Origin of the sequence: Streptomyces sp. NPDC051913 (assembly GCF_044593635.1) — a bacterium.
Classification (GTDB): domain Bacteria; phylum Actinomycetota; class Actinomycetes; order Streptomycetales; family Streptomycetaceae; genus Streptomyces.
The window spans coordinates 92,677-117,057 of record NZ_JBIUCI010000016.1; the positions used below are offsets into that span (position 1 = coordinate 92,677).

Consider the following 24,381-nt stretch of genomic DNA (forward strand, 5'->3'; position numbering starts at 1 on the left):
CTCGTCGCACCCGTACCGCGTTCAGCCGAAGCACAGGACGCGCGGGGCGAAGGTCCCCTCGGGGCCGTCGGCACGGCCGACCGACCACACCTGCGCCGTGCCCGGCACCGGCGCCAGCCGCAGTGTCCTGGAGTCGCCCTCCCCGGCCACCGCGGGTTCCTCGTACCCGGTGAACGACTCACCGGTCCAGGCGAGGAAGTCCGGTCCGGGGACGAGCGGCGGAGTGCTGCCGGGCGGGCCCCACTTCTGCGAGCGGGCCACCGCGATCCAGCCGAGTCCGCCGGACGCGGTGGGCGCGAGTGAGGTGATGCCGCCGAAGTCGGTGGGCACGGTGACCCGGCTCCAGCTCTGCCCGTCGAAGCGGACCAGCAGGGGCGGGATCGGCCGCCCCGGCGGGCCGCCGACGAACCCGGCGGTGCCACCCGCCCACACCTCTGTCGGGGAGACCGCCAGCACGCTGCCCACGGCCGACCGCGGGAATCCGTCCACGATCGTCTGCGTCCAGGTCCGTCCGTCCCAGTGCGCCACCGCCGCACCCGCGTTGGTCTCCCCCGCGGCCCAGACGTCGTCGGCCGCCAGGATGTGCAGGCCGTACACGGATCCCGGTGGCACCGGGACGTCCCGCCAGCCGTTCCCGTCCCGGCGCAGCAGGGCCTGTGCCCCGTCGCGCGAAGCGATCAGCCAGGTCTCACCACCGCCGGTGACGACCTCCGTCGGCAGGACGCCGCTCGGCGGCCGGGTCTCGGTCCAGGTGACGCCGTCGGAGCGCAGGAGTCGGGCGCCGCCCGCCGCGTCCCGGCCGACCGCCCAGAGGGTGGTCGCCGAGGTCGCCGCCACGGACAGCAGCTCACCCTGCCGGCCGGTGCCGGGCAGACTCTGGCGCTGCCACACGGTGCCGTCCCAGCGCAGCACCAGTGGGAAGCCCGGCGCCTCGCGGCCGACGGCGTCGGTGCCGACCGCCCACGCCCGGTCCGGCTCGGTCGCCACAGCCTCGTTCAGCGCGGCCTGGGGGCGGACCTGGGCCGGGAGCGGTATGTGCTGCCAGGACGTGGTCCGCGCCGCGGCCGAGGTCATGAGCGGGATGGCGGTCAGGGCGGCGGCGAGGGCCGTGACGAGAAGTCTGCGGGTCATGGTCAGCCTCCCAGCCGCTCGCTCATCAGGTTCGGTTTCGAGCCGTAGATCTCGGCGGTCCCGAAGGACAGCAACGCGGAGCCGGCCCTCGCGAGGGCACTCGGTCTGACGTCGATCGCACCGGTGCGCTCCGGGCCGTAGGAGAAGGTGGCGCGCGCGCCGTCCACCCGCGCGTACCTGGACTGGAACGCGCGGTCGCTGCGCGTCGGCAGCCACAGCGCGCCGTCGGGGCCGCGCACCATGCCCTCGGTGTAGGTGTCGCCGAGGGGTGGGTGAGTGGTGTGCCAGGTGTGTCCGTTGAAGGCGGTCAGGTAGGTGCGGGACACACCGTCGGCGTACTGGCTGCCGCCGATCGTGATCCGGCCGGACGGTTCGAGCAGGATGGTGTGCACGTTGCTGTCGGCGGGCAGCGGGACCTTCGCGTCCCGCCACACCGTGCCGTCCCAGCGCAGGACGGCGGTGCCGGTGCTGGTGTCCGCCCATGCCCAGGCGTCTGCGGCGGTCCGCGCGGTGATCCCCATCAGGAACAGCACACCGTCCGGGGTGGATTGCGTGGTCCAGCCGGAGCCGTCGTAGCGCAGCACCTTCAGGCCGGTGTCGTCCTCGCCCACCACCCAGGCGGCGCCCGGTACGGCGGTGAAGTCCTGGTAGGTCCACAGGGTTCGCGGCAGCGCGACGGCGCTCCAGCCGTTCGTCGACCGGCGCAGGATCTGCCCCGCTCCCGCGCGGATCTGGAAGATCCACACCTCCTCACCGACGAACTGCACCTTGCCGAGCCGGCCCAGGTCGTCGGCGCCGGGGAAGGAGGTGTCCCGACTCCACGCCGTGCCGTCCCAGCGGTACAGCATCGGCCGCAGCCCGTCGGCGGCGTGCTCGTACCCGGTCGCCCACGCCTCGCCCGGCCCGCGGGCGGCGAGATCGGACACGGTCACCGGCGGGGCCGCCGCCGGTACCGGGAGCGCGGACCAACTCGGTGTGGGCGGCGCGGCCGATGCCGAGGGCGGCGCCATGATGGCCGCGCACGTGATGACCAGACAGACGATGACCGTACGGAGACCGTTCACGAGACCTCCCGGACTGCGAAGGCCGCACACCGTACGGGCGTGCACCCCCTGGTGAACAGGAGGCATTCGGCCATCACGGGCCCCGCCGACCCGACCTTGGCGGTGCGTCCGATGGAGGATCCGGACAGCCCTGGTCGCCCTGGTCATGGCGGTTGATACGGGTCCATGGGCCAGACTGCTGAAGTTCGACGGAGCGCAGAGTTCCGGCGGCGGTCGAGTGCAAGGAGTGCACCCTTGGAACGGATCTTGGTCGTGGGCGTCACCGGGGCGGGCAAGTCCAGGCTGGCCCGCGCCCTGAGCGGTCGGCTGGGCCTGCCGTACCACGAGATGGACGCGCTGTACTTCAACGGCCCCGACTGGGCCGTCAACGACAGCCTCACCGAGGACGTTTCGCGGCTCACCGCGGAGCCCCGCTGGGTCGTCGACTCGCTCGGGTACCCGGAAGTCCGCGACCTGCTGTGGGAGCGCGCCGACGCCGTGATCTGGCTGGACTACCCCAAGCGCGTCGTCATGCCGCGCGTCCTGCGCCGCTCCATTCGGCGCAGCGTCACGCGCGAGGCGCTCTTCGGTGGCAACCGGGAGACGTGGCGGGGCTGGCTGAGCCGGGAGCATCCGGCCTGGTGGGCGTGGTCCCAACACGGCCCCCGGCGCCGGGAGATCGGGCGCCGGGTCCGCGACCCCCGCTTCGCCCCGCTCGACACCCTCCGCTTCGACCATCCCGACGCCACGGAGGCATGGCTGTCATCCGTCTGACCGGCGCCGGTCTCCGGTCAGGGGCGCCGACCCCGTGCGGCTACCGGCCCTCCCTCGCTGCCGACAGGACCCCCAGGGCCGTCGCGACGTTCGACGGCAGATCGGTGGTCGTGTCCAGCACCACACGGTGGTCGGCCCATGGCGCGAACTCCTCCCGAAGCCGCTGCACCGCCTCCCATGTCGGCTCGGCGAAGCCGTCGATCCCGCGCGACCGGCTCTCCAAACGGCGGCGGTGCGCCGCCGGATCCGAACAGACCACCTCGACGAACATCACCGGCACGCCGTGGCGCTTCCCCAGCGACCGCCACTGTTCCCGCGCCGCCTCCACGGCGTTGACCGCGTCGACGATCGCGCTCTGGCCCAGGGCGAGCACACCGTCCGCCACCGCTTCCGCGACGACGTACGCGGCCAGGCCGGTGGGCTGGTCCCGGCCCACCCCCGCGCGCCACATCGCCGCCTCGATGGGGTCGACGGACACGACCGGGACGGCCAACGCCCGCCCCAGGGCCTCGGCGACCGCACTCTTTCCCGTACCGGGCAGCCCCGCCATCACGATCAGCACGGCGACAGGTTCGCATGTCGTACGCTCCACCGGGGCCGCAACCGGCGTTCCCTTCACCCGAGTTGTCCAGGTCGGACAGGGGCCGCGAGTGCCTCGGGGTGGTCGGTTGCGTAGTCCCGTACGACCGCCTCGAAGCTCGGGTCGGGCAGCAGGCCGAGGCGCGCGGCGCGGCTGTTGTCGAAGTCCGCGGGCCAGGAGCCCACGACGGCCTCCACCGCCGGATCGGGGGCGAGGGACACCAGGTCCGCGGTCCGGGCGCCGGCCAGCCGCCGCAGTGTGTCGAGCATGCCGGCGACCGAGACGGTGAGCGCGGGTACGTTGACCGGCGTCGCTCCCTTGACCTGTCCCGGTCCACCACCGTTCCCGGCTTCCGCGATGCGCAGCAGGGCCTGGACCGTGGTCCGCGGGGAGGCCAGGGCGAGCCGCATGTCCGGGGCGACGGGGCAGACGGTCGGCCGTCCGGCGAGGGGCTCGCGGATGATCGCGGAGACGAAACCGGACGCGGCCGCGTTGGGTCTCCCCGGTCGTACCGCCACCGTCATCAGTCGGGCCACACGTCCTTCGACGTAGCCGCGGCGGGTCATGTCCGCGATGAGGTGCTCGCACATCAGCTTCTGTGTGCCGTAGCTCGATCGCGGGGTGGGCAGGGTCGTCTCGCTGACCGTCGGCGAGGGGTCCCCCGCCGAGGGCCGGCCGTAGACGGCGATGCTGCTCGTGAAGACCACCCGTACCGTGGGCCCGCCGGTCGCCGACTGCGCCCGCGCCGCTTCGAGGAGCGCGCGTGTGGCGTCCAGGTTGACGCGCATCCCGAGGTCGAAGTCGGCCTCGCACTCGGCGGACACGGCCGCGGCGAGATGGAACACCACGTCCACCGGCTCGGCGAACACCTCGGCAAGGCACGCGACCAGGTCGCCGTCGACCACGCGCGTGAGCGGGTCCGTGGTCTGCCCGTCATCGGGCGGAGCCTGGCGATCGACCAGCACCAACCGGGTGACCGGTGCGCCGGCGAATGTCCGCGCGCGCAGGAGTTCCCTCACCAGCAGGCGTCCCACGAACCCGGACGCCCCTGTCACGACGATCCTCACTCGCCTCTCCCTCTCACCGGAAAGTCAGCGGACGGTCAGCAGACAGTCAGCAGCTCACACGATGGTGCACCCCGAGGCGATACGTACGTCAGAGCGATTCGTGCGGCGCGAACGGGTGGACTCGTACGACCGGAGCCCGTACGAGGAACGCGCGCTCACGGCCCGGATGGTGACGTGACTGCCTCCCCCTGACCTGGAAGAGGCACCGAGACGTGAGACGACGTATCCCCACCCGCCGTGTCCCCACCCGCCGTGTCCTCGCCGCAGCGCTGCTCGTGGCGTCCCTGCTGACCCCGCTGGCGGCGGCCCCCGCCACCGCCGCGCAGCCGCCCCGCACGAGCGTCGGTGACGACGACTGTCCCCGGCACGAGCTCGATCCGAAGCTGGTCTCGCGGCTGGACGCGGCCATCGAGAAGGTCCGCCGGGAGGCCGGCATCCCCGGTGTCGTCGCCGGGCTGTGGATGCCGGGCAAGGGCAGCTACGTCCGCGCCACCGGCGTCGCCGACAAGGCCACCGGCCGGCCGATGACCTCGGACGTGTTCGTCCGGATCGGCAGCGAGACCAAGACGTTCACGGTCACCGCCCTGCTCGAACTCGTCGACGACGGCCTGATCAAGCTCGACGACCCGATCTCCCGGTACATCCACGGTGTGCCCAACGGGCATCGGATCACGCTGCGCCACCTCGCCGAGATGCGCAGCGGCCTCTACCCCTACACGGCCGACGCGGACTTCCAGCACGACCTGCTCAGCGACCCGGCACGGTCCTTCACCCCGCGGGAGGTCCTGGCGTACGGCTTCAAGCACAAGAACACCTTCGCGCCGGGCGCGAAGTTCGAGTACTCCAACACCAACCTCGTACTGCTCGGTCTCGTGGTCGAGAAGGTCGGCGGGCGCTCCCTCACCGACTTCCTCGACGAGCGGGTGCTGCGCCCCGCCCGGCTGCACCACACGCTGCTCCCGCGGGACTTCGAGTTCCCCCGGCCGCACCCGCGCGGGTACACCAACCAGACGCTGACCGGTGCGGTCGCCGACAGCACGGACTGGAACCCCAGCTGGGCCTGGGCGGCCGGGGCGATGATCTCCGATCTGCGCGACCTGCGCCGCTGGGCGAAGATCGTCGCCACCGGCACGTTGCTGCGGCCCGAGACCCAGGCGGAGCGGCTCACGATGCTCCCCACCGGCTTCCCCGGCACCAAGTACGGCCTGGGCATCTTCGAGAGCGGCGGCTGGATCGGGCACAACGGGTCCATCCCCGGCTACGAGACGGTCACCGTCTATCTGCCCTCGAAGAAGGCCACCCTGGTGCTGATGATCAACACGGACATCTTCTCCGAGGGCCAGGAGCCGTACACGCTGCTCGCCCGGGCGATCACCGAGATCGTGACGCCGGACCACGTGTACGCCCGTCCGATTCCCCCGAAGTAGAGAGGATCGCCTCCGCCATGAGCCCCACGCACCGCGCCTCACGGTCTCGCCTCGCCGCCACGGCCGTCACCGCGCTTCTCACGCTCCTCGCCCTCGGCACCCCGGCGACGGCGGGCGGAAACGGTCACCACCGGCCGTGCACGAGGTCCCAGTCCCCGGATCACGGGCCGGCCCGCGACATCGTGCGGATCGCCGAGCGGGCCAAGGCCGAGATGGACCTGAAGTCCGTGATCGTCCGGGTCACCGTCGACGGACACGACGTCGTCACGACCGCGCTCGGCAGGTCGATGACGGGGGTCCCGGCCGATCCCGCCCTGCACTTCCGCAACGGCAACATCGCCATCAGCTACCTGGGCACGGCGCTGCTGCGGCTGGTGGACCAGGGAGTGGTCGGTCTCGACGACCCCGTCAAGCGCTGGCTCCCCGATCTCCCGCACGGCGAGAAGATCACGCTGCGCATGCTGGCCGCGTCCACCACCGGTCTCGTCGACTACGTCCGCCTCCCCGCGTTCCAGAAGGCCGTCGTCGCCGACCCGTTCCGGCAGTGGACGGCCAAGGAGGTGGTGGCCCTCTCCACGAGCGAGCCGCGGTGGTACCAGCCGGGCACCAACTGGAGTTACTCGCACGCCAACTTCGTCCTCCTCGGGGCCGCCCTCGAGAAGATCACCGGCGCCCGGCTGGACGTCCTGCTCCAGCGGGAGGTCATGGGTCCGCTGAACCTGCGCGAGACCCGCAACAGCTTCACACCCGACATCCCGACACCGGTCCTGCACGCGTTCACCGACGACCGGGGGACGTACGAGGAGTCCACGTTCTGGAACCCCTCCTGGACCACCGCGCCCGGCGCGGTCCAGACCACCGACATCTGTGACCTGGCCCGCTCGGCCGCCGCCATCGGCTCGGGCGAGCTGCTCTCCCGCGCCACGTACGAGGAGCTGCTGAACCCGGGGACGGTCGGTCTGGGCCACGCCACCCGCACGTGCCCGGCCACGGTCTGCATCGCGAACACCGCGGCCACCCACTACGGCATGGGTGTGCTGGTCCTGGGCGACTGGATCTCCCAACACCCGCTGTTCTTCGGCTACTCCGCCTCCATGGACTACCTCCCCTCCGAGCGGCTGGCGATCGCCGTGTCCACCACCCAGGGCCGCAAGGCGGCGGACGGCCACAGTGCCCATACGATCGCCCAGCGCATCGCCGCCGCCCTGGCCCCGGACCACCCGATCCCCGACTTCGGCTGAGGCACCCCGGCCGGGGCTCTCGGTCAGCGCGCGACATACGGCAGCGGCGGTCTTTCAATGGAGGGGTGAGCACTCTTGGGTGGATCGCCGCGGCCGGACTGTCGGCGCTGCTGGGCGCCGCTTCACCAGGGCCCTCGCCGCCCCCTCCACAGCCCCCGCCCCAGCTCGACGACGCGGAGGTCCAGCGGGCCGTGGACCAGCTGGACGGCGTGGTCGAGGCGGCCATGAAACGCACCGGGACCCCTGGCGTGGCGGTCGCCGTGGTGCATGACGGCAAGGTGGTCCATCTCAAGGGCTACGGGGTCCGCAAGGCCGGCGAGAAGGCCGCCGTGGACGCCGACACCGTCTTCCAGCTGGCGTCCGTCTCCAAGCCGATCGCCTCCACCGTCGTCGCCGGAGCGGTGGGCGTGGAGGGCTGGACCCAACCCGTCGCCCCGAACGTGCCGGATTTCCGTCTGAAGGACCCGTGGGTCACCTCCCATGTGACGGTCGCCGACCTCTTCTCGCACCGCAGCGGCCTTCCCGACCACGCCGGGGATCTCCTGGAGGACCTCGGCTACGACCGCGAGTACATCCTGTCCCACCTGCGCTACGAGCCGCTGACCCCGTTCCGCGCGAGCTACGCCTACACCAACTTCGGACTGACGGCCGCCGCCCAGGCCGTCGCCGACGAGAAGGGCGTGTCCTGGGAGAAACTCGCCGAGGACACCCTCTACAAGCCGGCCGGCATGAACTCCACCAGTTCCCGCTTCGAGGACTACGCGAAGGCCGCCGACCGGGCCTGGGGCCATGTCAAGACCGCCGACGGCGAGTGGAAGGCCGAGTCCGTGCGGGACCCGGACGCGCAGTCCCCGGCCGGCGGCGTCAGCTCCAGCGCCCGGGACATGGCGAGGTGGCTGCGGCTCCAGCTGGGCGACGGCAAGCTGGACGGCACGCAGGTCATCGACGCCAAGGCCCTGGAACGCACCCACTGGCCCGAGGCGGTCTCCAACCCGCCTCACGCGGCGGCAGGCCGGACCGGCTTCTACGGCCTGGGCTGGAACGTGAGTTACGACGACGCGGGCCGGCTCAAGCTCTCCCACACCGGAGCGTTCGCGCTGGGCGCGCACACCAACGTCACGATGCTGCCCGGCGAGGACCTCGGCATCGTCGTCCTCACCAACTCCTCGCCGGCCGGGGTCGCCGACGCCGTGGCCCTCGACTTCTTCGACATCGCGGAGACGGGGAAGGTCAGCCGCGACTGGATCCCCCTGGTGGACGGGCTCTACCAGCAGCAGGCGGACGAGGGCAGGTCGAAGACCGACTACGCCCACCCGCCCTCGGGTGCCGCGCCCGCGAAGGCGGCCGACACCTACACCGGCACGTACGAGAGCGACTACTACGGGCGGGCGCAGGTCGTCGCCGACGCCAAGGGCCGCCTCACCCTGCGACTGGGTCCTGAGCCCCAGTCGTACCGGCTCACGCACTACGACGGTGACACCTTCAGCTTCGAGACGGCCGGCGAGAACGCGGTCGGCCGGACCGGGGTGTCCTTCGATCCGGGCAAGAAGTCGTTCACCGTCGAGTACCTCGACGCCGAGGGGCTGGGCACCTTCACGCGGACCGACTAGAGGTGCCGGGCGCTCACCCGCTCGCCGCCTGGCGCACCGCGCGGGGTGAGGCGCCCAGTTCCCTGCGGCACGTCTTGTTGAACGCCTGGAGGTCGGCGATGCCGACGGCGGCCGCGATGGCGGGGATGGCGAGGGTCGAGGCGTTCAGCAGGTGCCGGGCGCGCTCCATGCGGCGGTGCCTGATGTAGCCGACGACCGTGTACCCGGTGTCCTCGCGGAACAGACGGGTCAGGTGGGTGTGCGAGACGCCCGCGGCGCGGGCGACGGCCGGGATGGTCAGGGGTCCGGCCAGGTGTTCCTCGATATGGGCCATGGCCGTGCGCAGCGCGGGGTGGCGCGGACTCGGGCTGTTGTCCGCGGAGCCGGTCAGGGTGGTCGTGCGCCACAGCACCGTCCACAGCTCCGCCGAGGCGCGCAGCGGGGACTGGGTGCTCGCCGCCACCGTCTGGCGCAGCAGCCCGCTCAGCACGGCCGCGTCCGCGCCGGTGTCCTGCATCGCCGGTAGCCGGCGCCGCTCTCCGCCGCCGGGCAGCCGGAAGTGGGCGTAGAGGTGCTCGCAGCGCGGGGCGTCGTAGTGGAAGTGCACCTCCGTGTCCGGCGGCACCAGGCTCAGATGGCCGGGCCGGATCGGGTGCGTCACCCCGCCGAACTCCAGGGTGCCGGAGTAGCTGTACAGGTGGAGCTGCCACAGCCGCGGCAGCCGGAAGACCTCGTGCGGCCCCGCCGCCCCGTGCACGCCCACGCCCGCGTTCGCCACCTGGGGCGGCAGATCGAGGGCCAGTTCCACCTGTTGCCACATGGTGGAAAATTACCAGCGGTCGTCGATTACGGCCCATTGCAGAAGAGCTGGTCGAACCTAGGCTCGTCGTATGTCAACCACACCTCAGCTGCTGAGCAGCGTCCAGGTGGCGCGGTTCGTGGCGCACGGTTTCCTGCGTCTCGACGGCGTCGTCCCGGGGGAGATGAACGAGGAGGCGCTCCGCGTCTTCACCGGCGATCTGCCGGTCGTGCCGTACGGCACCCCGGTCCCGAAGGCGTTCCCCGAGGGCTCCTTCGCCCGCCGGCTCGTCGAACTGCCCGCCGTGGCGGGGGCGTTGGAGAGTCTGGTCGGTCCGGACCCGACCGTCGACCACCACTTCGTGCACACGCGTGAGCCGCACGAGGGCAGCGCCCAGCCGTTGCACGCGGACGCCCTCATCGACGTCCGCCCGGACGCCTTCGACGTGCAGCTCATGTACTACCCGCAGGACGTCACCGCGGACATGGGCGGCACCCTCGTGGTGCCGGGCAGTCATCTGCGCCGCACCAACGAGTCCGACACCGGCCGCTACCAGAACCTCCTCGGCCAGACCCGGCTGACGTGTTCCGCCGGCACGGTCATGCTGCTGCACCACGGCATCTGGCACGGCGGGCGGCGCAACGACAGCGACAGCGTCCGCCAGATGTACAAGATCCGCTTCAACCCGACGGTGCCACAGGTCCGGTTGTGGGACGCGGCGGATCTGAACTCCCCTCAGGTGTCCGCCGAGTTGGGGCACACCTTCCCCTGGTACGAACCGGCGACCGGCCGGCTGGAGGTCCACAACCGCATCCACCTGTGGCGCGCCCTGAGCGGGGACAGCGACTTCGACATCGACCACTGGGCCACCCGTATCGCCAACCGTCCCGCCCTGAGGAGCCAGTCATGACCGTCGCGGACCGCCAGCAGGTGCTCGTCCTGTATCTGTCCACCTCCGCCCTCGACTCGGACGTCGTCGGCTGGGCCCGCTACGACGGCACCGGCACCACCCGTCCCACCACGGGCGACAGCGACGAACCGCCGTACACGACCGGTGTCGCCGCCCTCCAGGACGGCTGGCGGCTCTTCCAGGCCGCCCAGCTCATCCCGCCCTACCCGGGCGCGGAGCACCAGACCTCTTTCCTCAAGCACGAGTTCTTCTTCGAGAAACTCGTCCGGCTGTGAGGCGCCGCGGAGTTGTCAGTCCGAGCCCGGCAACCGGCCGAGGGCGTCACGCAGTTGGGCGCGGCCGGTGATGCCGAGCTTGGGGAAGACCTTGTGCAGGTGGAAGCCGATGGTGCGCGGGGAGAGATAGAGCCGGGCACCGATGTCCCGGTTGGTCAGGCCCTCCGCGGCGAGTTGGGCGATCTCCAGCTCCTGCGGGGTCAGCCCGGCCAGGGCGTCGGCGGGGGCGGCCGGGGTCACGGGCACGCCCGCCGCGCGCAGTTCGGCGGTGGCCCGCTCGGCCCAGGGGCGCGCGTCCAGTCGTACGAAGGTGTCGAGGGCGGCCGTGAGATGGGGGCGGGCCTCGGCGGCGCGTCGGCGGCGGCGCAGCCACTCGGCGAAGTCGAGGCGGGCGAGGGCGTGTTCGAAGGGCCAGCGGGCGGCTGCCGGGTCGTCGGTCGCCGCACGGAAGTGGGGTTCGGCGTCCTCGGCTTCGCTCAGCAGGGCCGAGGCGCGGTGCACGATCGCGGCCAGCCGGGCGGAGCGCGGCTGTTCGAGGGTGCGGCGCACGGCGTCGAGCACGGTGCGGGCGTCGTCGGTGCGGCCCGCGCGGACGGCCGCGGCGGCGAGGTCGGCGAGCTGGTAGAGGGAGGCGTGGTAGTGGACGGGGGCCGGCCGGTCCGCGTCGGTGAAGGCGCGGCGGAGCTGGCCGTACGCCGTCTCGTGGTCGCCCTCCGCCGACGCCGCCAGGGCGAGCGCGTGGCGGTGCCGCACGTACAGGCTGCGGGAGGCATGCAGGTCCCGGCCGCGGACGGCGTCCGCCACCTGGGCCCGGGCACCGGCGTGGTCCCCGCGGGCGGCGCGCACGGTGGCCTGGAGGAGCGGTGAGCCGACGCCGACGTTGTCCGCGCCCGCCTCCGTCGCCAGCCAGAAGGCCTCCTCGGCGGCGGCCAGGGCCTCGTCCCAGGCGCCGCTCTCGAAGTACGCGAGGGCCAGTGCCTGCGCGACGGTGCAGTTGGCGCCCGCGGTGGCGGCCCGGCGCAGATGGTCCATGGCCCGGCCGAGCAGGCGTACGGCCTCGTCGGTCTCGTCCAGGATCCAGGCCGCGCCACCGAGGGTGACGAGGGCGGGCAGGGTGCGGTCCGTCTCCTCGGGGAGGGTGTCGACGGCGTGGGCGAGGTTCTTCAGCGTGCGCTGCCGGTCGGTGAACGGCTGGGTCGCCGCCCGCGTCCACACCCGGTCGGCCCCGTCCGGCTGCACCGCGACGAGACCGTCGATCCGCTGGATCTCGTGCCGGTGGCGGGGGTCGCCCGAGTTGTACGCCGGGGTCGCCGCCGTGCCCAGTGCGCTGAGGGCGAGAGCCGGTGCCGGCGTGGCCATGGAGGCGGCGACGGGGAGCAGGAAGGCGAGGGCGTCGTCGTGGCGCAGGGTGACGGCGAGGGACCAGCCGGCCCGCAGGGAGGCTTCGGCGAGGAGTTGCGGGTCGCCGGTGAGCGTGGTGACGCGGCCCGCGATCTCCCCGACCCATTGCGGGTGGCCCGCGTACATGGCGGACTCGGCCGCGAGGAGCAGGCGGCGGGCCCGGGTGTCCGGATCGGGGGTGAGTTCGGCGGCGCGTTCGAGGGCGGTCGCCGCGGCCGCGTGTCCGCCTCGGTGCTGGAAGCGGCGCGCGCTCTCGGCCAGGGCTTCGGCGATCTCCTCGTCGGGGCCGAGGGCGGCAGCGGCGAGATGCCAGGCCCGGCGGTCGGGTTCATGGGCCAGCGCGGCGGCGAGCGCCAGATGGGCCGCACGGCGTTCGGCGAAGGTGGCCGCCTGCTGGACGGCCGAGCGGACCAACGGGTGGCGCAGCCGCACCCGGCCGCCGTCGACTCGTACCAGGCCCGCCTGCTCGGCCGGCTCCCACACCTCCGGCCCGCCCACACCCGGGATCTCCGACAGCTGAGCGGTGCCCGCCGCCGCCACCAGCAGAAGGGCGCGCCGCGTCGCGGACGGCAGCGTGGGCAGGTCGGCGGCGAACAGGTCTTCCAGACGTGCGGTCAGCGGGAGGGCACCGGCCGCCGCGAGCTCGCGGCCGGCCGGATCGCGCGTGAAGGCGCGCGTGAGTTCGATCAGGGCGAGCGGATTGCCCGCGGCCTGCGTGAGGATCTGCGAGCGGATCCGGCCCTGGGGCGGACGCGGCTGGGCGTCCAGCAGCAGTCCGGCCGCGGCCCGGTCCAGCGGGCCCGCGCTCAGATGCGGGAAGTCGCGGTCGAAGCGCGCCGGGACCGCCCCGTCACGGGCGGCGAGCAGCAGGGACACCGGCTCCCCGTCCAGGCGCCGGGCGGCGAACGCGAGGACGTCCAGGGAGCCGACGTCCAGCCACTGGGCGTCGTCGACGGCGATCAGCAGGGGACGTTCCGCCGCCGCGTCCAGGAGCAGGGTCAGCACCGCGGTCCGGATCGTCAACGCGTCGGGCGCCGACACTCCGTCGGCGCGGTCCATGCCGAGCGCGTGGCGCAGGGCCTCGCGCTGGTGGGCGGGCAGCCGATCCATGCCTGGGAGCACCGGACGCAGCAGCTGATGCACCCCGGCGAAGCCGAGGTCCTGCTCCCCCTCGCAGCCCCGCACGCGCAGCACCCCGCGGTCCCGCTCGGCCGCCCGCGCTGTCGCCCGGTCGACCAGGGCGCTCTTGCCCGCGCCCGGCTCACCGGTCAGCACGAGCACGCGGGGACCGTCGGCGTCCACCGCGTCGATCAGCCGCGCGATCCGTGACAGCTCACGCTCTCTGCCGAGAAGCGCGGGGCCGTCCTGCCGCCCGGCGCCGAAGTCCCCACTGCCAGTGCTGTCACTGCTGTCGCCGAAGCCACCGAAGTCCATCGAATTCCGTTCCCGCCCACCCCGCTCACCCCCCATCCTGCCAGGTCGGACGCGGAGACCGGTCATATGACAGAAGCGGGGCCCGCCATCGCGCTGACAGCATCGAGGACCGGGTATGGCACGAAGACCGGGGGCACGGCAATGGGTGGCGAAGCGGACGATTCCATCAGGGCGGACGACCGTGGGGTGCGGCAGCGCGGCCAGGTGTTCTGCACGAGTTCGGTGCCGCCACGCGAGAGTCTGGAGTTCTGGCACGACGCCGTGCTCGCCACGCTGGTGGGGATGGACATCCGGACGCAGGGCGGGACGTACGACGCCACCATGCGCACGGACCGGCTGGGCGAGCTCCGTCTCACGACGGTCGACTGCGATCCCGGGGAGGTCATCCGGAACTCAGGTCGGGTCGCGCGGGGGGACGGCACCCAGGTGTTCGTCGCCGTGCAGGCCAGCGGCACCGCCCAGGTCGAGCAGGACGGCCGGTACACGGAACTGGCGCCCGGTGACATCGCGTTCTTCGAGACCGTCCGCCCTTACCGCACCCGGTTCCCGGAGCGGTTCCAGCTGAAGATCTTCGCCGTGCCGCGCGGTCTCCTCGGACAGCCGGAGGCGGCGCTCGGCCGGCTCACCGCACGGGCCATCCGTCCGGTGAGCGGGCTCGCCGCGCTGCTGTCGCCGTTCATGACGCGTCTGGCGGACACGTCCGGGAGTTACACCGGGCCGGTGGCCGACCGGCTGGCCGACAGCGCCGTCGGTCTGCTGGCCGCGACGGCCGCGCAGCAGCTGGGCGAGGACCCGGCCGACCTGCCCGGCACCGAGCGGGTGCTGCTGCTGCGGGTCCAGCGGTTCATCCGCTGGAATCTCGCGGACCCGGACCTCACGCCCGCGCTCATCGCCCGGGCCCACGGCATCTCCGTGCGCTATCTGCACCGGCTCTTCGAGCAGGAGGGCACGACGGTCGGCCGCTGGATCCGCGGCCTCCGGCTCCAGGAGTGCCGCAGGGAACTGACCGACGCGGCCGACATGGGCAGCGTGGCCCGCCGCTGGGGCTTCAGCGGCACCCCGCACTTCGGACGGGCGTTCCGCCGGGAGTACGGCACCTCTCCCACCGACTGGCTGCTGGGCGAACGCGCGGGTCACACCCTGGAGGCGTCATGAGGGCGCCGGCGCACGGGGAGCGGTCCTTCTCGGCCGCGTACGGCGAGGTCGAACTGGTCGTCCCGGCCGACCCCGAGTCCTGGCGGGGCTCCCTGCGCCTGCTCCACCTGGGCCTGCTGCGGATCGCGACCGAGGAGTCCGACGCGGTGGAGGTCGTACGGACCGCCCGCCACGCGACGGCGGACGGCAGGACACACCTCCTCGCCCGCCTCCAACTCGAAGGCACCGCGCTGGTGTTCCAGGACGGCCGCCGGGCGCGGCTCCGCCCGGGAGACCTGGCCTTCCACGACGCCGGCCGGCCCTTCAGTCTGGCGTTGCCGCAACGGCAGCGCGCCCATGTCCTGATGATTCCCCGGCAGTTGGTGCGGTTGGGCGAGGCGGACATGGGCCGGGTCATGGCGCGGACCATCGGAGCGGCGGCGCCCGAGGGCCCGGCCGCGCTGCTGCTTCCGCTGCTGGCCGGCCTCGTGGACGAGATCCACGCGGCCACGCCGGCCGCCCGCGAGGAACTCGCCCGCGCCGTCACGGACCTGCTCGCGGCCCTGGCCGCCGCTCAACTGCCCGGCGCCGGGCACCAGCGGCCTCCGGCCGGCGCGGGGGAGACCGCGATCTTCGAACGCGTCAGGACCACCATCGAGACGCGCCTCGGTGAGCCCGAACTCTCCCCCAAGGTCCTCGCCGAGGCGCACGGCATCTCCCTGCGCTATCTGCACAAGCTCTTCCAGGAGCGAAGCACCACGGTCGGCGCGTGGATCCGCCGACGCAGGCTCGAAGCCTGCCGGGCGGAGCTCGCCCGCCCCTCGGCGGCCGACCGCTCCATCGCGGCCGTGGCCGCCCGCTGGGGTTTCGTCAGCCCCGCCCACTTCAGCCACACCTTCCGCAAGGCGTACGGGATGTCCCCCGCGCAGTACCGCGCACAGGGGCACGGCGGCTGACGAGACGCCCGCCCGCGACCCCCGCCCGGGCACTGCCGGACTGGCACCCGTGCACTGCCGGACCGCCACCGGTGCGCTGTCGGGCAATTCACCCCGCCTTCACGGTTCTAGCGTCGTCATCGAAGCGCCCACACAGCGCATCCGAACACTGAGGAGAACCACATGTCCGACGTCGTCGAGCCGGTCCAGCCGGTGCTGGAGCCGGCCGCCGCCGCCTTCGCCGAGGCGACCGCCAACCCGCCCTACCTCTTCGACCTGCCGCCGGCCGAGGGCCGCAAGGCGGTCGACGAGGTGCAGTCCGGGGACATCGCCAAGCCCGCCGTCGACGAGGAGTGGGTCACCGTCCCGGGCGGCCCCACCGGCAGCGTCCGGGCCCGCGTCGTCAAGCCCGCGGGCGCGACCGGCAGCCTCCCGGTGGTCCTCTACATCCACGGCGCGGGCTGGGTGTTCGGCAACGCCCACACCCATGACCGCCTGGTGCGCGAGCTCGCCGTCGGTGCGAACGCCGCCGTGGTCTTCCCCGAGTACGACCTCTCCCCCGAGGTGCGCTACCCGGTGGCCATCGAGCAGAACTACACGGTCGCCAAGTGGGTCGTCGAGCAGGGCGCGTCGAAGGGTCTGGACGCCTCCCGGCTGGCCGTGGCGGGCGACTCGGTGGGCGGCAACATGACCGCCGCGCTGACGCTGATGGCCAAGCAGCGCGGTGATGTGCCGCTGGTCCAGCAGGTGCTGTTCTACCCGGTCACCGACGCGAACTTCGACACGCCCTCGTACCACCAGTTCGCCACCGGCTACTTCCTGCGCCGGGACGGCATGCAGTGGTTCTGGGACCAGTACACGACCGACGAGGCCGAGCGCGCCCAGATCACCGCGTCCCCGCTGCGGGCCACCACCGAGCAGCTCACCGGGCTGCCCCCGGCCCTGGTCATCACCGGCGAGGCGGACGTCCTGCGCGACGAGGGCGAGGCGTACGCCAACAAGCTGCGCGAGGCCGGCGTCGCGGTCACCGCGGTGCGGTTCCAAGGCATCATCCACGACTTCGTGATGCTCAACGCCCTGCGCGAGACCCACGCCGCCGAGGCCGCGATCACGCTGGCCGTCGACACCCTGCGCACCGCGCTGCACGGCTGACCCGAGAAGGAGAACCGCCCATGTCCACCACTCCCACCGTCCTCCTCGTGCACGGCGCCTTCGCGGACGCCACCAGCTGGTCCGGGGTGATCGAGGAACTCCAGAAGCACGGCGTCCCCGTCATCGCGCCGCCCAACCCGCTGCGCGGCCTCGCCTCCGACGCCGCCTACGTCGCCTCCGTGGCGGCCCAGATCGACGGCCCGGTCGTCCTCGTCGGCCACTCCTACGGCGGCGCGCTCATCACCGTGGCCGGTGTCACGGAGAACGTGGTCGGTCTGGTCTACGTGGCGGCCTACGTCCTCGAAGAGGGCGAGAGCCTCGGCGAGTTGCAGGGCCGTTTCCCGCTCTCCCCGCTCGTGAGCAACCTCAAGGAGTGGACGTACCCGATCCCGGACGGCGAGCCCGGTGTCGAGGTGACCATCGCCGAGGACGCGTTCCCGTCGGTGTTCGCCGCCGACGTGCCCGCGGACGTCACCAAGGTCCTGGCGGCCGCCCAACGCCCGCTGGCCGCCTCGGCGTTCGGGGAGACCGCGCCCGTCGCCGCGTGGCAGACCAAGCCGTCGTGGGCGCTGGTCGCCGGCGCGGACGAGGCGATCAACCCCGAGGTCGAGCGCTTCGGCGCCAAGCGGGCCGGGGCCACGATCGTGGAACTCGAGGGCGCCTCGCACGCCGTGGCGGTCTCCCGCCCCAAGGAGGTCGCCGACCTCATCCGTGACGCGGTCCGCGCGACGAGCTGACGCGCGCGCAACAGACAACGGCGCGGCCGGACTTCTGTACAGTGTCCGGCCGTGCCCTTGCCCTTCCCCGGGCCGGGGGCGGACGGAACACACTCCCCCAGGAGGCCCGGCATGGCGATCCAGCGCATGGACAACGTTCTCATCGTGGTCGACGACCTGGACGCCGTCATCGCGTTCTTCGTCGAACTCGGCATGGAGTGGGAGGGCACGATGCCGGTCGAGGCAGGCTGGGCGGACCGTGTCATCGGGCTCGACGGCGCCCGGCAGGACGTCGCCATGCTGAGGACCCCCGACGGCCACAGCCGACTGGAGCTCACGAAGTTCCACACGCCGAAGGCGCTCACCGCCGAACCCGCGCCCGCACCGGTGAACACGCTGGGCCTGCGCCGCATCATGTTCGCCGTCGACGACCTCCAGGACACCCTCGCCCGGCTGCGCCCCCACGGCGCCGAACTGCTCGGCGAGGTCGAGCGGTTCGAGGACAGCTATCTGCTCTGCTACGTCCGCGGCCCCGAGAACCTCCTGGTCGGCCTGGCCGAGCAACTCGGCGGCCAGGCCCGCTAACGCTTCACACGGTGGCGGAGGTACACCACACCCGACCCGACGGCGCGGGTCTCGACGAGTTCGAGATCCACCCTGCGCTCCTCCCGGGGGAAGAGCGGGGTACCGCCGCCGACCAGTACCGGGTAGACCATGACCTGGTACTCGTCGATCAGGCCCGCCGCGGCCGCCGCGGCGGCGAGCGTCGCCCCGCCGATCGCGATGTCGCCCTTCCCCGGCTCGGCCCGCAGCCGCTCGATCTCCTCCGCCACACTGCCGGAGGCCAGTCGGGCGTGGCCCTGCACCTCCGACAGCGTGGTGGAGAACACCACCTTGGGCAGCGGATTCCAGAGCGCGGCCCACTCCTGCTCCGCCTCGTCGAACGAGGCCTCCTGCTCGGGCGACTCCCAGTACAGCATCGTCTCGTACAGCCGCCGCCCCAGCAGATGGACGCCGACCTGCCGGATCTCGTCGATCCAGAAACGGAAGACCTCCTTGTCCGGTGCCGTCCAGTTGAAACCGCCGTCCGGCCCGACGATGTAGCCGTCGAGGGAGCAGCTCATCGAGTAGGTCACGCTGCGCATCAGAAGTCCTCCTCGGTGCGGGGTTCGACAGTAAGACCGCGGGACGCGGTGAAACTCATCGCGACGCGCACAAGCCGGTTCTGCTCCTCGCACGGATCTTGACTCCGACGGGATCGCGCCCTTAGCGTTCCGGCGTTTACGGCATATTGAATCGTTTCAGTAAGTGATAGGGGCGCACCATGCAAAAGCCCGTTCCGCGGCGTGACGGGATGTCCCGGCGTGCCGTGCTGGCCGCGGGTGCGGCCACGGCCCTCACCGTGGCGGGCGCGGCGCACGCCGGTGCCGTACCGCTGAACGGCCCGCAGCGGCTGTCCGGCGACTGGTTCGGCACACCGCCGCGCTCCGTGCGACCCAGGTTCCGCTGGTGGTGGCCGGACGGTCTCGTCGACCCGGCGGAGATCGCCCGCGAGATCGACCAGATCGCCGACGCCGGCTTCGGCGGGGCCGAGATCGCCGCCGTGCACCACAGCATCAAGGACAAGTCCGTCCTCGACACCGCACACCACGGCTGGGGCAGCGACCCGTGGCGGGAGGGCGTCGAAGCCGCCCTGCGGCAGGCCGCCCGCCGGGGCCTGACCGTGGACCTCACGCTCGGCCCCAGCTGGCCCGTCGCCGTCCCCGGCGTCACCCCCGACGACGAGGCCGCCGCCCGCGAACTCGCCTACGGCCGCGCCTCCGTGCCCGCCGGCACCACCTACCGGGGCCCGGTGCCCGAACCCGTACGCGCCGCCGCGAGCGGCGTCACCACGCGCACGCTGCTCGCCGTCCAGGCGGCCCGCGTCGAGCCCGCCAACGCGACCCGCAAGGAGACCGGCCTCGACCTCGCCAGTGTCCAGGACCTCACCGCCGCCGTGGCGGACGGCGCACTCATCTGGACGGCGCCGGCCGAGGGCGACTGGGTGCTGATCTCGTACTGGCAGCGCGGCACCGCCCAACAGCCCGAGTCGGGCCCGCACTCCGCCCCGGCCGCCTACGTGGTCGACCACTTCAGCCCGGCCGGCACCGCCGCCGTCACCGGCTTCTGGGAGCGTTCCGTGCTCACCGGCCCCGTGCGCAGGCTGCTCCGGGCCGCCGGCGGTGCCTTCTTCGAGGACTCCGTGGAGCTGGAGACCGACTCCCTCGTGTGGACCCGGGCGCTGCCCGAGGTCTTCGAGGAGCGCACGGGCCGTTCCCTGCTGCCGTACCTCCCGGCTCTCGTGCTGGACAAGAGCAACCAGGTCTTCGCCTTCGAGGCGCAGGTCACCCGGCAGATCCGGCACGACTTCTGGGAGACCGTCTCCCATTTGTTCAACACCCACCACGTCACCGCCCTGCGGGACTGGGCGCACTCCCTGGGCATGGAGTTGCGGTCGCAGCCGTACGGCCTCCAGACCGACGCCATCGCGTCGGCCGCGCTCCTCGACATCCCCGAGGGGGAGTCGCTCGGCTTCAAGAACCTCGACGACTACCGCTGCCTCGCGGGCGGCCGGGACATGGCCGGGCACACGGTGCTGTCCTGTGAGTCGGGCGCCTACAACGGCTCGGCCTACAGCACGACCTGGGACCGGTTCCTGCGCACCATGGGCGGCGCCTACGCGGCCGGTGTCAACCAGACGGTGGTGCACGGCTTCTCGTACGCCACCGCCCCCGGCGTGAGCTGGCCGGGCTTCGCCGCCTTCAGCCCGTACAACGGCGCCCCCGGCTACGGCGAGTCATGGGGTCCCAGACAGCCGACCTGGCGGCACGCCCGGGACATCGCGGGCTATCTGGGCCGCGTCCACCAAGTGCTCCAGACCGGCACCCCGCGGGTCGACGTCGCCGTCTTCCGGCAGACCGGGTACACCGCCACCGGCATCGGCGCCTCCTGGTTCACCGCGACCGGCGTGCCGCTCGGCTGGACCCACCAGTTCCTCAGCGGACCGCTCCTCGACCTGCCGGGCGCCCGTGTCGCACAAGGCCGGTTGGCTCCCGACGGCCCCGCCTACAAGGCGCTGTTCGTCGAGGGTGACTTCTTCTACTCCTCGACCCCGACCCTGGCCCTCGCCGACGCCCGCAAGCTGCTGAGCCTGGCCCGGGACGGGCTGCCCATGGTCCTGCTCGGCGCCTTCGACCAGGCCCTGACCCCGGGCGTGCCCGGCGAGGACGAGACGGGGCGGCTGCGCGAGGTCCTCGCGAGCCTCCTCGCCCTGCCGAACGTCACCAGGGTCACCGACAAGGCCGCCGTCGGCGACGCGCTCGCCGCCCTCGGTGTCGCTCCGGACGCCCGGTACGCCACCTCCTCGACCCTGCTCAACTTCCACCGTGTCAGCGGCGACACCGACCTGTTCTACCTCTGCAACGGCAAGCACGCCGAGACGGTCAAGCCGCCCGTCGCCGCCATCGACCACGCCATCACCCTGCGCCCGACCAGACGCGGCACGACCGTCCCGTACCTCCTCGATCCATGGACGGGCGAGGTCACCCGGATAGGCCGCTACACCGAGGACGACGACGGCATCACCCTGCGCGTCACCCTCGAACCCGGGCAGGCCACGGTCGTCGCCCTCGGCCGCCCCGGCCTCTTCGGCGACCGTGACGGCGATCGGCAGTACGCCGTGGCGAGCGACGCCGACAGCGTGCTCTTCACCGGCCGCGGTCTGGCCGTCCGGGCCACGGCCGCGGGCACGTACACCACTCGTCTGTCCCGCGGCCGTTCGGTCACCACCACACTGCCCGCCGTGCCCGCACCGGTGGCCCTCACCAGTTGGCGGCTCGACGTCGAGGACTGGACTCCCGGCGCCGGACCGACCGACACCGACGTCGTCCGGCGCACGCTCTCCCTCGACACCCTGCTCCCCTGGTCGCAGATCCCCGAACTGGCCGATTCCGCAGGCATCGGCCGCTACCGCACCACCGTGGCCCTGCCCGCCGACTGGTCCGCCGCACACGGGGCACACCTCGAACTGGGCGTGGTCAGCGACACGTTCCGGGTCACCGTCAACGGCACCCGGCTGGCCCCCGCCGACCGGCTCCACCCGGTCGTCGACCTCGGCGGCCGTCTGCGGCCCGGGAACAACGTGATCGAGGTGGAGGTGGCGACGCCCCTGATCAACCGGCTCCGGGTGGCCCAGCCGGCCGTCTTCGGCACGGCCGCCCGTCAGGCGTACGGCCTCTCCGGGCCGGTCCGGCTGGTGCCGTACGTCCAGGGGCCGGTGGACTGACGACGCGCTGGCGGGCGCGTTCCCGGGTTTTCTCCGGCTCGCTCGGCGATCCTGGAAGGGTCCAGGACGAAGCCCGACCGGAAGAACACGAGGAGTCGCCCGCCATGTCACTCGCCCGCGTCCACAACTTCGCGATCTCGCTCGACGGCTTCGCCACCGGTGAGGGGCAGAGCCTCGACGCACCGTTCGGTCACGCCGGTGAACGGCTGCACGAATGGATGTTCGCGACTCGCTGGTGGCACGAGTCGAGCGGCCGCTCCGGCGGGAACAGGGGCGTCGACGACGTCTTCGTGCGGCAGTTCACGCCCGGTATCGGCGCCGAGATCATGGGCTCCCGGAAGTTCGGCCACCCCGAGTGGCACAAGGACCCGGAGTGGAAGGGCTGGTGGGGTCCCAACCCGCCCTTCCACACCCCGACCTTCGTCCTCACCCACCACCCGCGTCCGTCGATCAAGATGGAGGGCGGGACCACCTTCCACTTCCTCGACACCTCGCCCGCCGAGGCGCTGGCGACGGCCCGCGAGGCCGCGGACGGCCAGGACGTACGCATCGGCGGCGGCGCCACCACCATCCGCGCCTTCCTCACGGCCGGACTCATCGACCATCTGCACGTCGTGGTCGTACCGATCCTGCTCGGCCGCGGCGAACGCCTCTGGGACGGTCTGGAGGCTCTGGAGGAGGCGTACGACGTCGAGTCCACGCCCTCCCCCAGCGGGGTCACGCATCTGACGCTCACCCGCAAGGAGTCCTGAAGCCACCGCCCTCGCGCGGGTCAGCCGCCCAGCGCGTCCAGGACCACGGCCCTGGCCTCCTCCTGGACCTGCCGCAGATGGTCCGCGCCGAGGAACGACTCCCCGTAGATCTTGTAGACGTCCTCGGTGCCCGAAGGGCGGGCCGCGAACCAGGCGTTGGCGGTGCCGACCTTGATGCCGCCGAGGGCGGCGCCGTTGCCGGGCGCCTCGGTGAGGACCGTGGTGACCGGTTCACCCGCCAGGGTGTCGGCGGTGACCTGGCGCGGGGAGAGCTTGGCGAGCAGCGCCTTCTCCTCGCGGGAGGCGGGGGCGTCGACGCGCGCGTAGGCGGGGGCGCCGAAGCGGTCGGTGAGCTCGGCGTAGTGCTTCGAGGGGGTCTTGCCGGTGACCGCCGTGATCTCCGAGGCGAGCAGGGCCAGCAGGATGCCGTCCTTGTCGGTGGTCCACACCGAGCCGTCGCGGCGCAGGAAGGAGGCGCCGGCCGACTCCTCGCCGCCGAAGCCGAGCGTGCCGTCGGACAGGCCGTCCACGAACCACTTGAAACCGACCGGCACTTCGACCAGCTCGCGGCCGACGTCCGCCGCGACCCGGTCGATCATGCTGGACGACACCAGCGTCTTGCCGATCCCGGCCCTCGCCGGCCAGTGCTCGCGGTGCGAGAAGAGGTACGAGATCGCCACCGCCAGATAGTGGTTGGGGTTCATCAGGCCCCCGTCCGGCGTGACGATGCCGTGCCGGTCCGCGTCGGCGTCGTTCCCGGTGGCGATGTCGAAGCGGTCGCGCTGCTCGATGAGCGAGGCCATGGCGTACGGCGAGGAGCAGTCCATGCGGATCTTGCCGTCCCAGTCGAGCGTCATGAAACGCCAGGTGGGATCGGTGAGCGGGTTCACCACCGTGAGGTCGAGCCGGTGCTGCTCGGCGATCCGGCCCCAGTAGGCGACGGAGGCGCCACCCAGCGGATCGGCGCCGATCCGCACCCCGGCGGACCGGATCGCGTCCAGGTCCAGGACGTTCGGCAGGTCGGCGACGTAGGCGCCCAGGAAGTCATGGCGACCGGTACCGGAGGCGGCCAGGGCGCGGGCGTACGGGACGCGGCGTACGTCCTTCAGGCCGCCGATGATGATCTCGTTGGCGCGGTCCTGGATCCAGGAGGTCGCCTCGGAGCCGGCCGGGCCGCCGCTCGGCGGGTTGTACTTGAAGCCGCCGTCGGCGGGCGGGTTGTGCGAGGGCGTGACCACCACGCCGTCGGCGAGGCCGGAGGTGCGGCCCCGGTTGTGGGTGAGGATGGCGAGCGACACCGCCGGGGTGGGCGTGTAGCCGTCCGTCTGGTCGATGAGGACGGTGACGTCGTTGGCGGCGAACACCTCCAGGGCCGTGATCCGGGCCGGTTCGGACAGGGCGTGGGTGTCGGCACCGAGGAAGAGGGGCCCGTCGGTGCCCTGGGCCGCGCGGTACTCGCAGATGGCCTGGCTGGTGGCGGCGATGTGGTCCTCGTTGAAGGCTGCCGCGAGGGAAGAGCCGCGATGCCCCGAGGTGCCGAACGCCACGCGCTGCCCGGGCTCGGCCGGGTCGGGGTGGAGCGCGTAGTACGCCGTGACCAGCCGGGCCACGTCGATGAGGTCCTCGGGCCCGGCGACCTGTCCCGCTCGCGCGTCCTGCATTTCCCCGCTCCTCCGCAAGAGTCGACCGTTGGGTAC

Annotated in this window: 21 protein-coding genes; 13 read left to right on the plus strand and 8 right to left on the minus strand. The window is 72.6% G+C overall.

Going from position 1 to position 24,381, the window contains the following annotated elements; all coding sequences use genetic code 11:
- Positions 1-21: 21 nt before the first annotated feature.
- Positions 22-1,131: a hypothetical protein gene (locus ACIHIX_RS36810; protein WP_399964084.1), complete on the minus strand. Its 1,110-nt coding sequence runs from the start codon at positions 1,129-1,131 to the stop codon at positions 22-24.
- Between the two features lie 2 nt (positions 1,132-1,133).
- A complete protein-coding gene (locus ACIHIX_RS36815; RefSeq protein ID WP_399964086.1) occupies positions 1,134-2,195 on the minus strand; it encodes a hypothetical protein in 1,062 nt (353 codons plus the stop codon).
- A gap of 234 nt (positions 2,196-2,429) precedes the next feature.
- Between ACIHIX_RS36815 and ACIHIX_RS36820 the strand changes: the two genes are divergently transcribed.
- The gene (locus ACIHIX_RS36820; protein ID WP_399964087.1) at positions 2,430-2,948 is read left to right on the plus strand and encodes an adenylate kinase; all 519 of its coding nucleotides are present in this window, start codon (positions 2,430-2,432) and stop codon (positions 2,946-2,948) included.
- A gap of 40 nt (positions 2,949-2,988) precedes the next feature.
- On the opposite strand, the gene ACIHIX_RS36825 is transcribed toward ACIHIX_RS36820, so the two are convergent.
- On the minus strand, positions 2,989-3,510 hold the full coding sequence (locus tag ACIHIX_RS36825) for an AAA family ATPase (RefSeq protein ID WP_399964089.1): 522 nt from the start codon (positions 3,508-3,510) through the stop codon (positions 2,989-2,991).
- Between the two features lie 53 nt (positions 3,511-3,563).
- Positions 3,564-4,595 carry a D-erythronate dehydrogenase gene (gene denD, locus ACIHIX_RS36830; protein WP_399964091.1) on the minus strand — a complete coding sequence of 344 codons (1,032 nt, stop codon included), beginning with the start codon at positions 4,593-4,595 and terminating at the stop codon, positions 3,564-3,566.
- Between the two features lie 212 nt (positions 4,596-4,807).
- Here denD and ACIHIX_RS36835 point away from each other — a divergent pair, with 212 nt between their 5' ends.
- The 3 genes from ACIHIX_RS36835 (at position 4,808) to ACIHIX_RS36845 (ending at position 8,873) form a co-directional block, all read left to right on the plus strand.
- On the plus strand, positions 4,808-6,022 hold the full coding sequence (locus tag ACIHIX_RS36835) for a serine hydrolase domain-containing protein (RefSeq protein ID WP_399964093.1): 1,215 nt from the start codon (positions 4,808-4,810) through the stop codon (positions 6,020-6,022).
- Between the two features lie 17 nt (positions 6,023-6,039).
- Positions 6,040-7,263 carry a serine hydrolase domain-containing protein gene (locus ACIHIX_RS36840; protein WP_399964095.1) on the plus strand — a complete coding sequence of 408 codons (1,224 nt, stop codon included), beginning with the start codon at positions 6,040-6,042 and terminating at the stop codon, positions 7,261-7,263.
- A gap of 65 nt (positions 7,264-7,328) precedes the next feature.
- On the plus strand, positions 7,329-8,873 hold the full coding sequence (locus tag ACIHIX_RS36845) for a serine hydrolase (RefSeq protein WP_399964097.1): 1,545 nt from the start codon (positions 7,329-7,331) through the stop codon (positions 8,871-8,873).
- A 13-nt stretch (positions 8,874-8,886) separates the two neighbouring features.
- Here the strand turns inward: ACIHIX_RS36845 and ACIHIX_RS36850 are convergent, their stop codons facing one another.
- Entirely contained in the window at positions 8,887-9,672 is a 786-nt protein-coding gene (locus ACIHIX_RS36850) for a helix-turn-helix domain-containing protein (RefSeq protein ID WP_399964099.1), read from the minus strand.
- A 70-nt stretch (positions 9,673-9,742) separates the two neighbouring features.
- Here ACIHIX_RS36850 and ACIHIX_RS36855 point away from each other — a divergent pair, with 70 nt between their 5' ends.
- Positions 9,743-10,561, plus strand: coding sequence for a phytanoyl-CoA dioxygenase family protein (locus ACIHIX_RS36855; RefSeq protein WP_399964101.1), 819 nt, complete (start codon positions 9,743-9,745; stop codon positions 10,559-10,561).
- A complete protein-coding gene (locus ACIHIX_RS36860; protein WP_399964103.1) occupies positions 10,558-10,836 on the plus strand; it encodes a hypothetical protein in 279 nt (92 codons plus the stop codon). Before ACIHIX_RS36855 ends, ACIHIX_RS36860 begins: the two co-directional genes overlap by 4 nt.
- Positions 10,837-10,851: 15 nt before the next feature.
- On the opposite strand, the gene ACIHIX_RS36865 is transcribed toward ACIHIX_RS36860, so the two are convergent.
- The gene (locus ACIHIX_RS36865) at positions 10,852-13,671 is read right to left on the minus strand and encodes an AAA family ATPase (protein ID WP_399964105.1); all 2,820 of its coding nucleotides are present in this window, start codon (positions 13,669-13,671) and stop codon (positions 10,852-10,854) included.
- A gap of 141 nt (positions 13,672-13,812) precedes the next feature.
- On the opposite strand from ACIHIX_RS36865, the gene ACIHIX_RS36870 reads away from it, so the two are divergent.
- The 5 genes from ACIHIX_RS36870 (at position 13,813) to ACIHIX_RS36890 (ending at position 18,193) form a co-directional block, all read left to right on the plus strand.
- Positions 13,813-14,826 (plus strand): helix-turn-helix domain-containing protein, encoded by a 1,014-nt coding sequence (locus tag ACIHIX_RS36870; protein WP_399964106.1) that lies wholly within the window; start codon positions 13,813-13,815, stop codon positions 14,824-14,826.
- Positions 14,823-15,761, plus strand: a complete 939-nt coding sequence (locus tag ACIHIX_RS36875; protein ID WP_399964108.1) for a helix-turn-helix domain-containing protein — start codon at positions 14,823-14,825, stop codon at positions 15,759-15,761. Before ACIHIX_RS36870 ends, ACIHIX_RS36875 begins: the two co-directional genes overlap by 4 nt.
- A 162-nt stretch (positions 15,762-15,923) precedes the next feature.
- Entirely contained in the window at positions 15,924-16,892 is a 969-nt protein-coding gene (locus ACIHIX_RS36880) for an alpha/beta hydrolase (RefSeq protein ID WP_399964110.1), read from the plus strand.
- Positions 16,893-16,912: 20 nt separating this feature from the next.
- Positions 16,913-17,629: an alpha/beta fold hydrolase gene (locus ACIHIX_RS36885; protein WP_399964112.1), complete on the plus strand. Its 717-nt coding sequence runs from the start codon at positions 16,913-16,915 to the stop codon at positions 17,627-17,629.
- A gap of 111 nt (positions 17,630-17,740) precedes the next feature.
- A complete protein-coding gene (locus ACIHIX_RS36890; protein WP_399964114.1) occupies positions 17,741-18,193 on the plus strand; it encodes a VOC family protein in 453 nt (150 codons plus the stop codon).
- Here the strand turns inward: ACIHIX_RS36890 and ACIHIX_RS36895 are convergent.
- Complete coding sequence (locus ACIHIX_RS36895) at positions 18,190-18,753, minus strand: dihydrofolate reductase family protein (protein ID WP_399964116.1); 564 nt, start codon at positions 18,751-18,753, stop codon at positions 18,190-18,192. The genes ACIHIX_RS36890 and ACIHIX_RS36895 overlap by 4 nt on opposite strands.
- A gap of 179 nt (positions 18,754-18,932) precedes the next feature.
- Here ACIHIX_RS36895 and ACIHIX_RS36900 point away from each other — a divergent pair, with 179 nt between their 5' ends.
- Together ACIHIX_RS36900 and ACIHIX_RS36905 are read left to right on the plus strand one after the other, a co-directional pair.
- Entirely contained in the window at positions 18,933-21,932 is a 3,000-nt protein-coding gene (locus ACIHIX_RS36900) for a glycosyl hydrolase (protein ID WP_399964118.1), read from the plus strand.
- A 104-nt stretch (positions 21,933-22,036) separates the two neighbouring features.
- Positions 22,037-22,684 (plus strand): dihydrofolate reductase family protein, encoded by a 648-nt coding sequence (locus tag ACIHIX_RS36905; protein WP_399964120.1) that lies wholly within the window; start codon positions 22,037-22,039, stop codon positions 22,682-22,684.
- Positions 22,685-22,704: 20 nt separating this feature from the next.
- On the opposite strand, the gene pgm is transcribed toward ACIHIX_RS36905, so the two are convergent.
- Positions 22,705-24,345 (minus strand): phosphoglucomutase (alpha-D-glucose-1,6-bisphosphate-dependent), encoded by a 1,641-nt coding sequence (pgm, locus tag ACIHIX_RS36910; RefSeq protein WP_399964122.1) that lies wholly within the window; start codon positions 24,343-24,345, stop codon positions 22,705-22,707.
- Between the last annotated feature and the right edge of the window lie 36 nt (positions 24,346-24,381).

Excerpts from the sequence above, each read along its gene's own strand:
- ACIHIX_RS36810 (WP_399964084.1), bottom strand. The coding sequence starts at position 1,131 with ATGACCCGCAGACTTCTCGTCACGGCCCTCGCCGCCGCCCTGACCGCC.
- ACIHIX_RS36840 (WP_399964095.1), top strand. The coding sequence starts at position 6,040 with ATGAGCCCCACGCACCGCGCCTCACGGTCTCGCCTCGCCGCCACGGCC.
- ACIHIX_RS36850 (WP_399964099.1), bottom strand. The coding sequence starts at position 9,672 with ATGTGGCAACAGGTGGAACTGGCCCTCGATCTGCCGCCCCAGGTGGCG.
- ACIHIX_RS36855 (WP_399964101.1), top strand. The coding sequence starts at position 9,743 with ATGTCAACCACACCTCAGCTGCTGAGCAGCGTCCAGGTGGCGCGGTTC.
- ACIHIX_RS36860 (WP_399964103.1), top strand. The coding sequence starts at position 10,558 with ATGACCGTCGCGGACCGCCAGCAGGTGCTCGTCCTGTATCTGTCCACC.
- ACIHIX_RS36865 (WP_399964105.1), bottom strand. The coding sequence starts at position 13,671 with ATGGACTTCGGTGGCTTCGGCGACAGCAGTGACAGCACTGGCAGTGGG.
- ACIHIX_RS36870 (WP_399964106.1), top strand. The coding sequence starts at position 13,813 with ATGGGTGGCGAAGCGGACGATTCCATCAGGGCGGACGACCGTGGGGTG.
- ACIHIX_RS36875 (WP_399964108.1), top strand. The coding sequence starts at position 14,823 with ATGAGGGCGCCGGCGCACGGGGAGCGGTCCTTCTCGGCCGCGTACGGC.
- ACIHIX_RS36880 (WP_399964110.1), top strand. The coding sequence starts at position 15,924 with ATGTCCGACGTCGTCGAGCCGGTCCAGCCGGTGCTGGAGCCGGCCGCC.
- ACIHIX_RS36885 (WP_399964112.1), top strand. The coding sequence starts at position 16,913 with ATGTCCACCACTCCCACCGTCCTCCTCGTGCACGGCGCCTTCGCGGAC.
- ACIHIX_RS36890 (WP_399964114.1), top strand. The coding sequence starts at position 17,741 with ATGGCGATCCAGCGCATGGACAACGTTCTCATCGTGGTCGACGACCTG.
- ACIHIX_RS36895 (WP_399964116.1), bottom strand. The coding sequence starts at position 18,753 with ATGCGCAGCGTGACCTACTCGATGAGCTGCTCCCTCGACGGCTACATC.
- ACIHIX_RS36900 (WP_399964118.1), top strand. The coding sequence starts at position 18,933 with ATGCAAAAGCCCGTTCCGCGGCGTGACGGGATGTCCCGGCGTGCCGTG.
- ACIHIX_RS36905 (WP_399964120.1), top strand. The coding sequence starts at position 22,037 with ATGTCACTCGCCCGCGTCCACAACTTCGCGATCTCGCTCGACGGCTTC.
- pgm (WP_399964122.1), bottom strand. The coding sequence starts at position 24,345 with ATGCAGGACGCGCGAGCGGGACAGGTCGCCGGGCCCGAGGACCTCATC.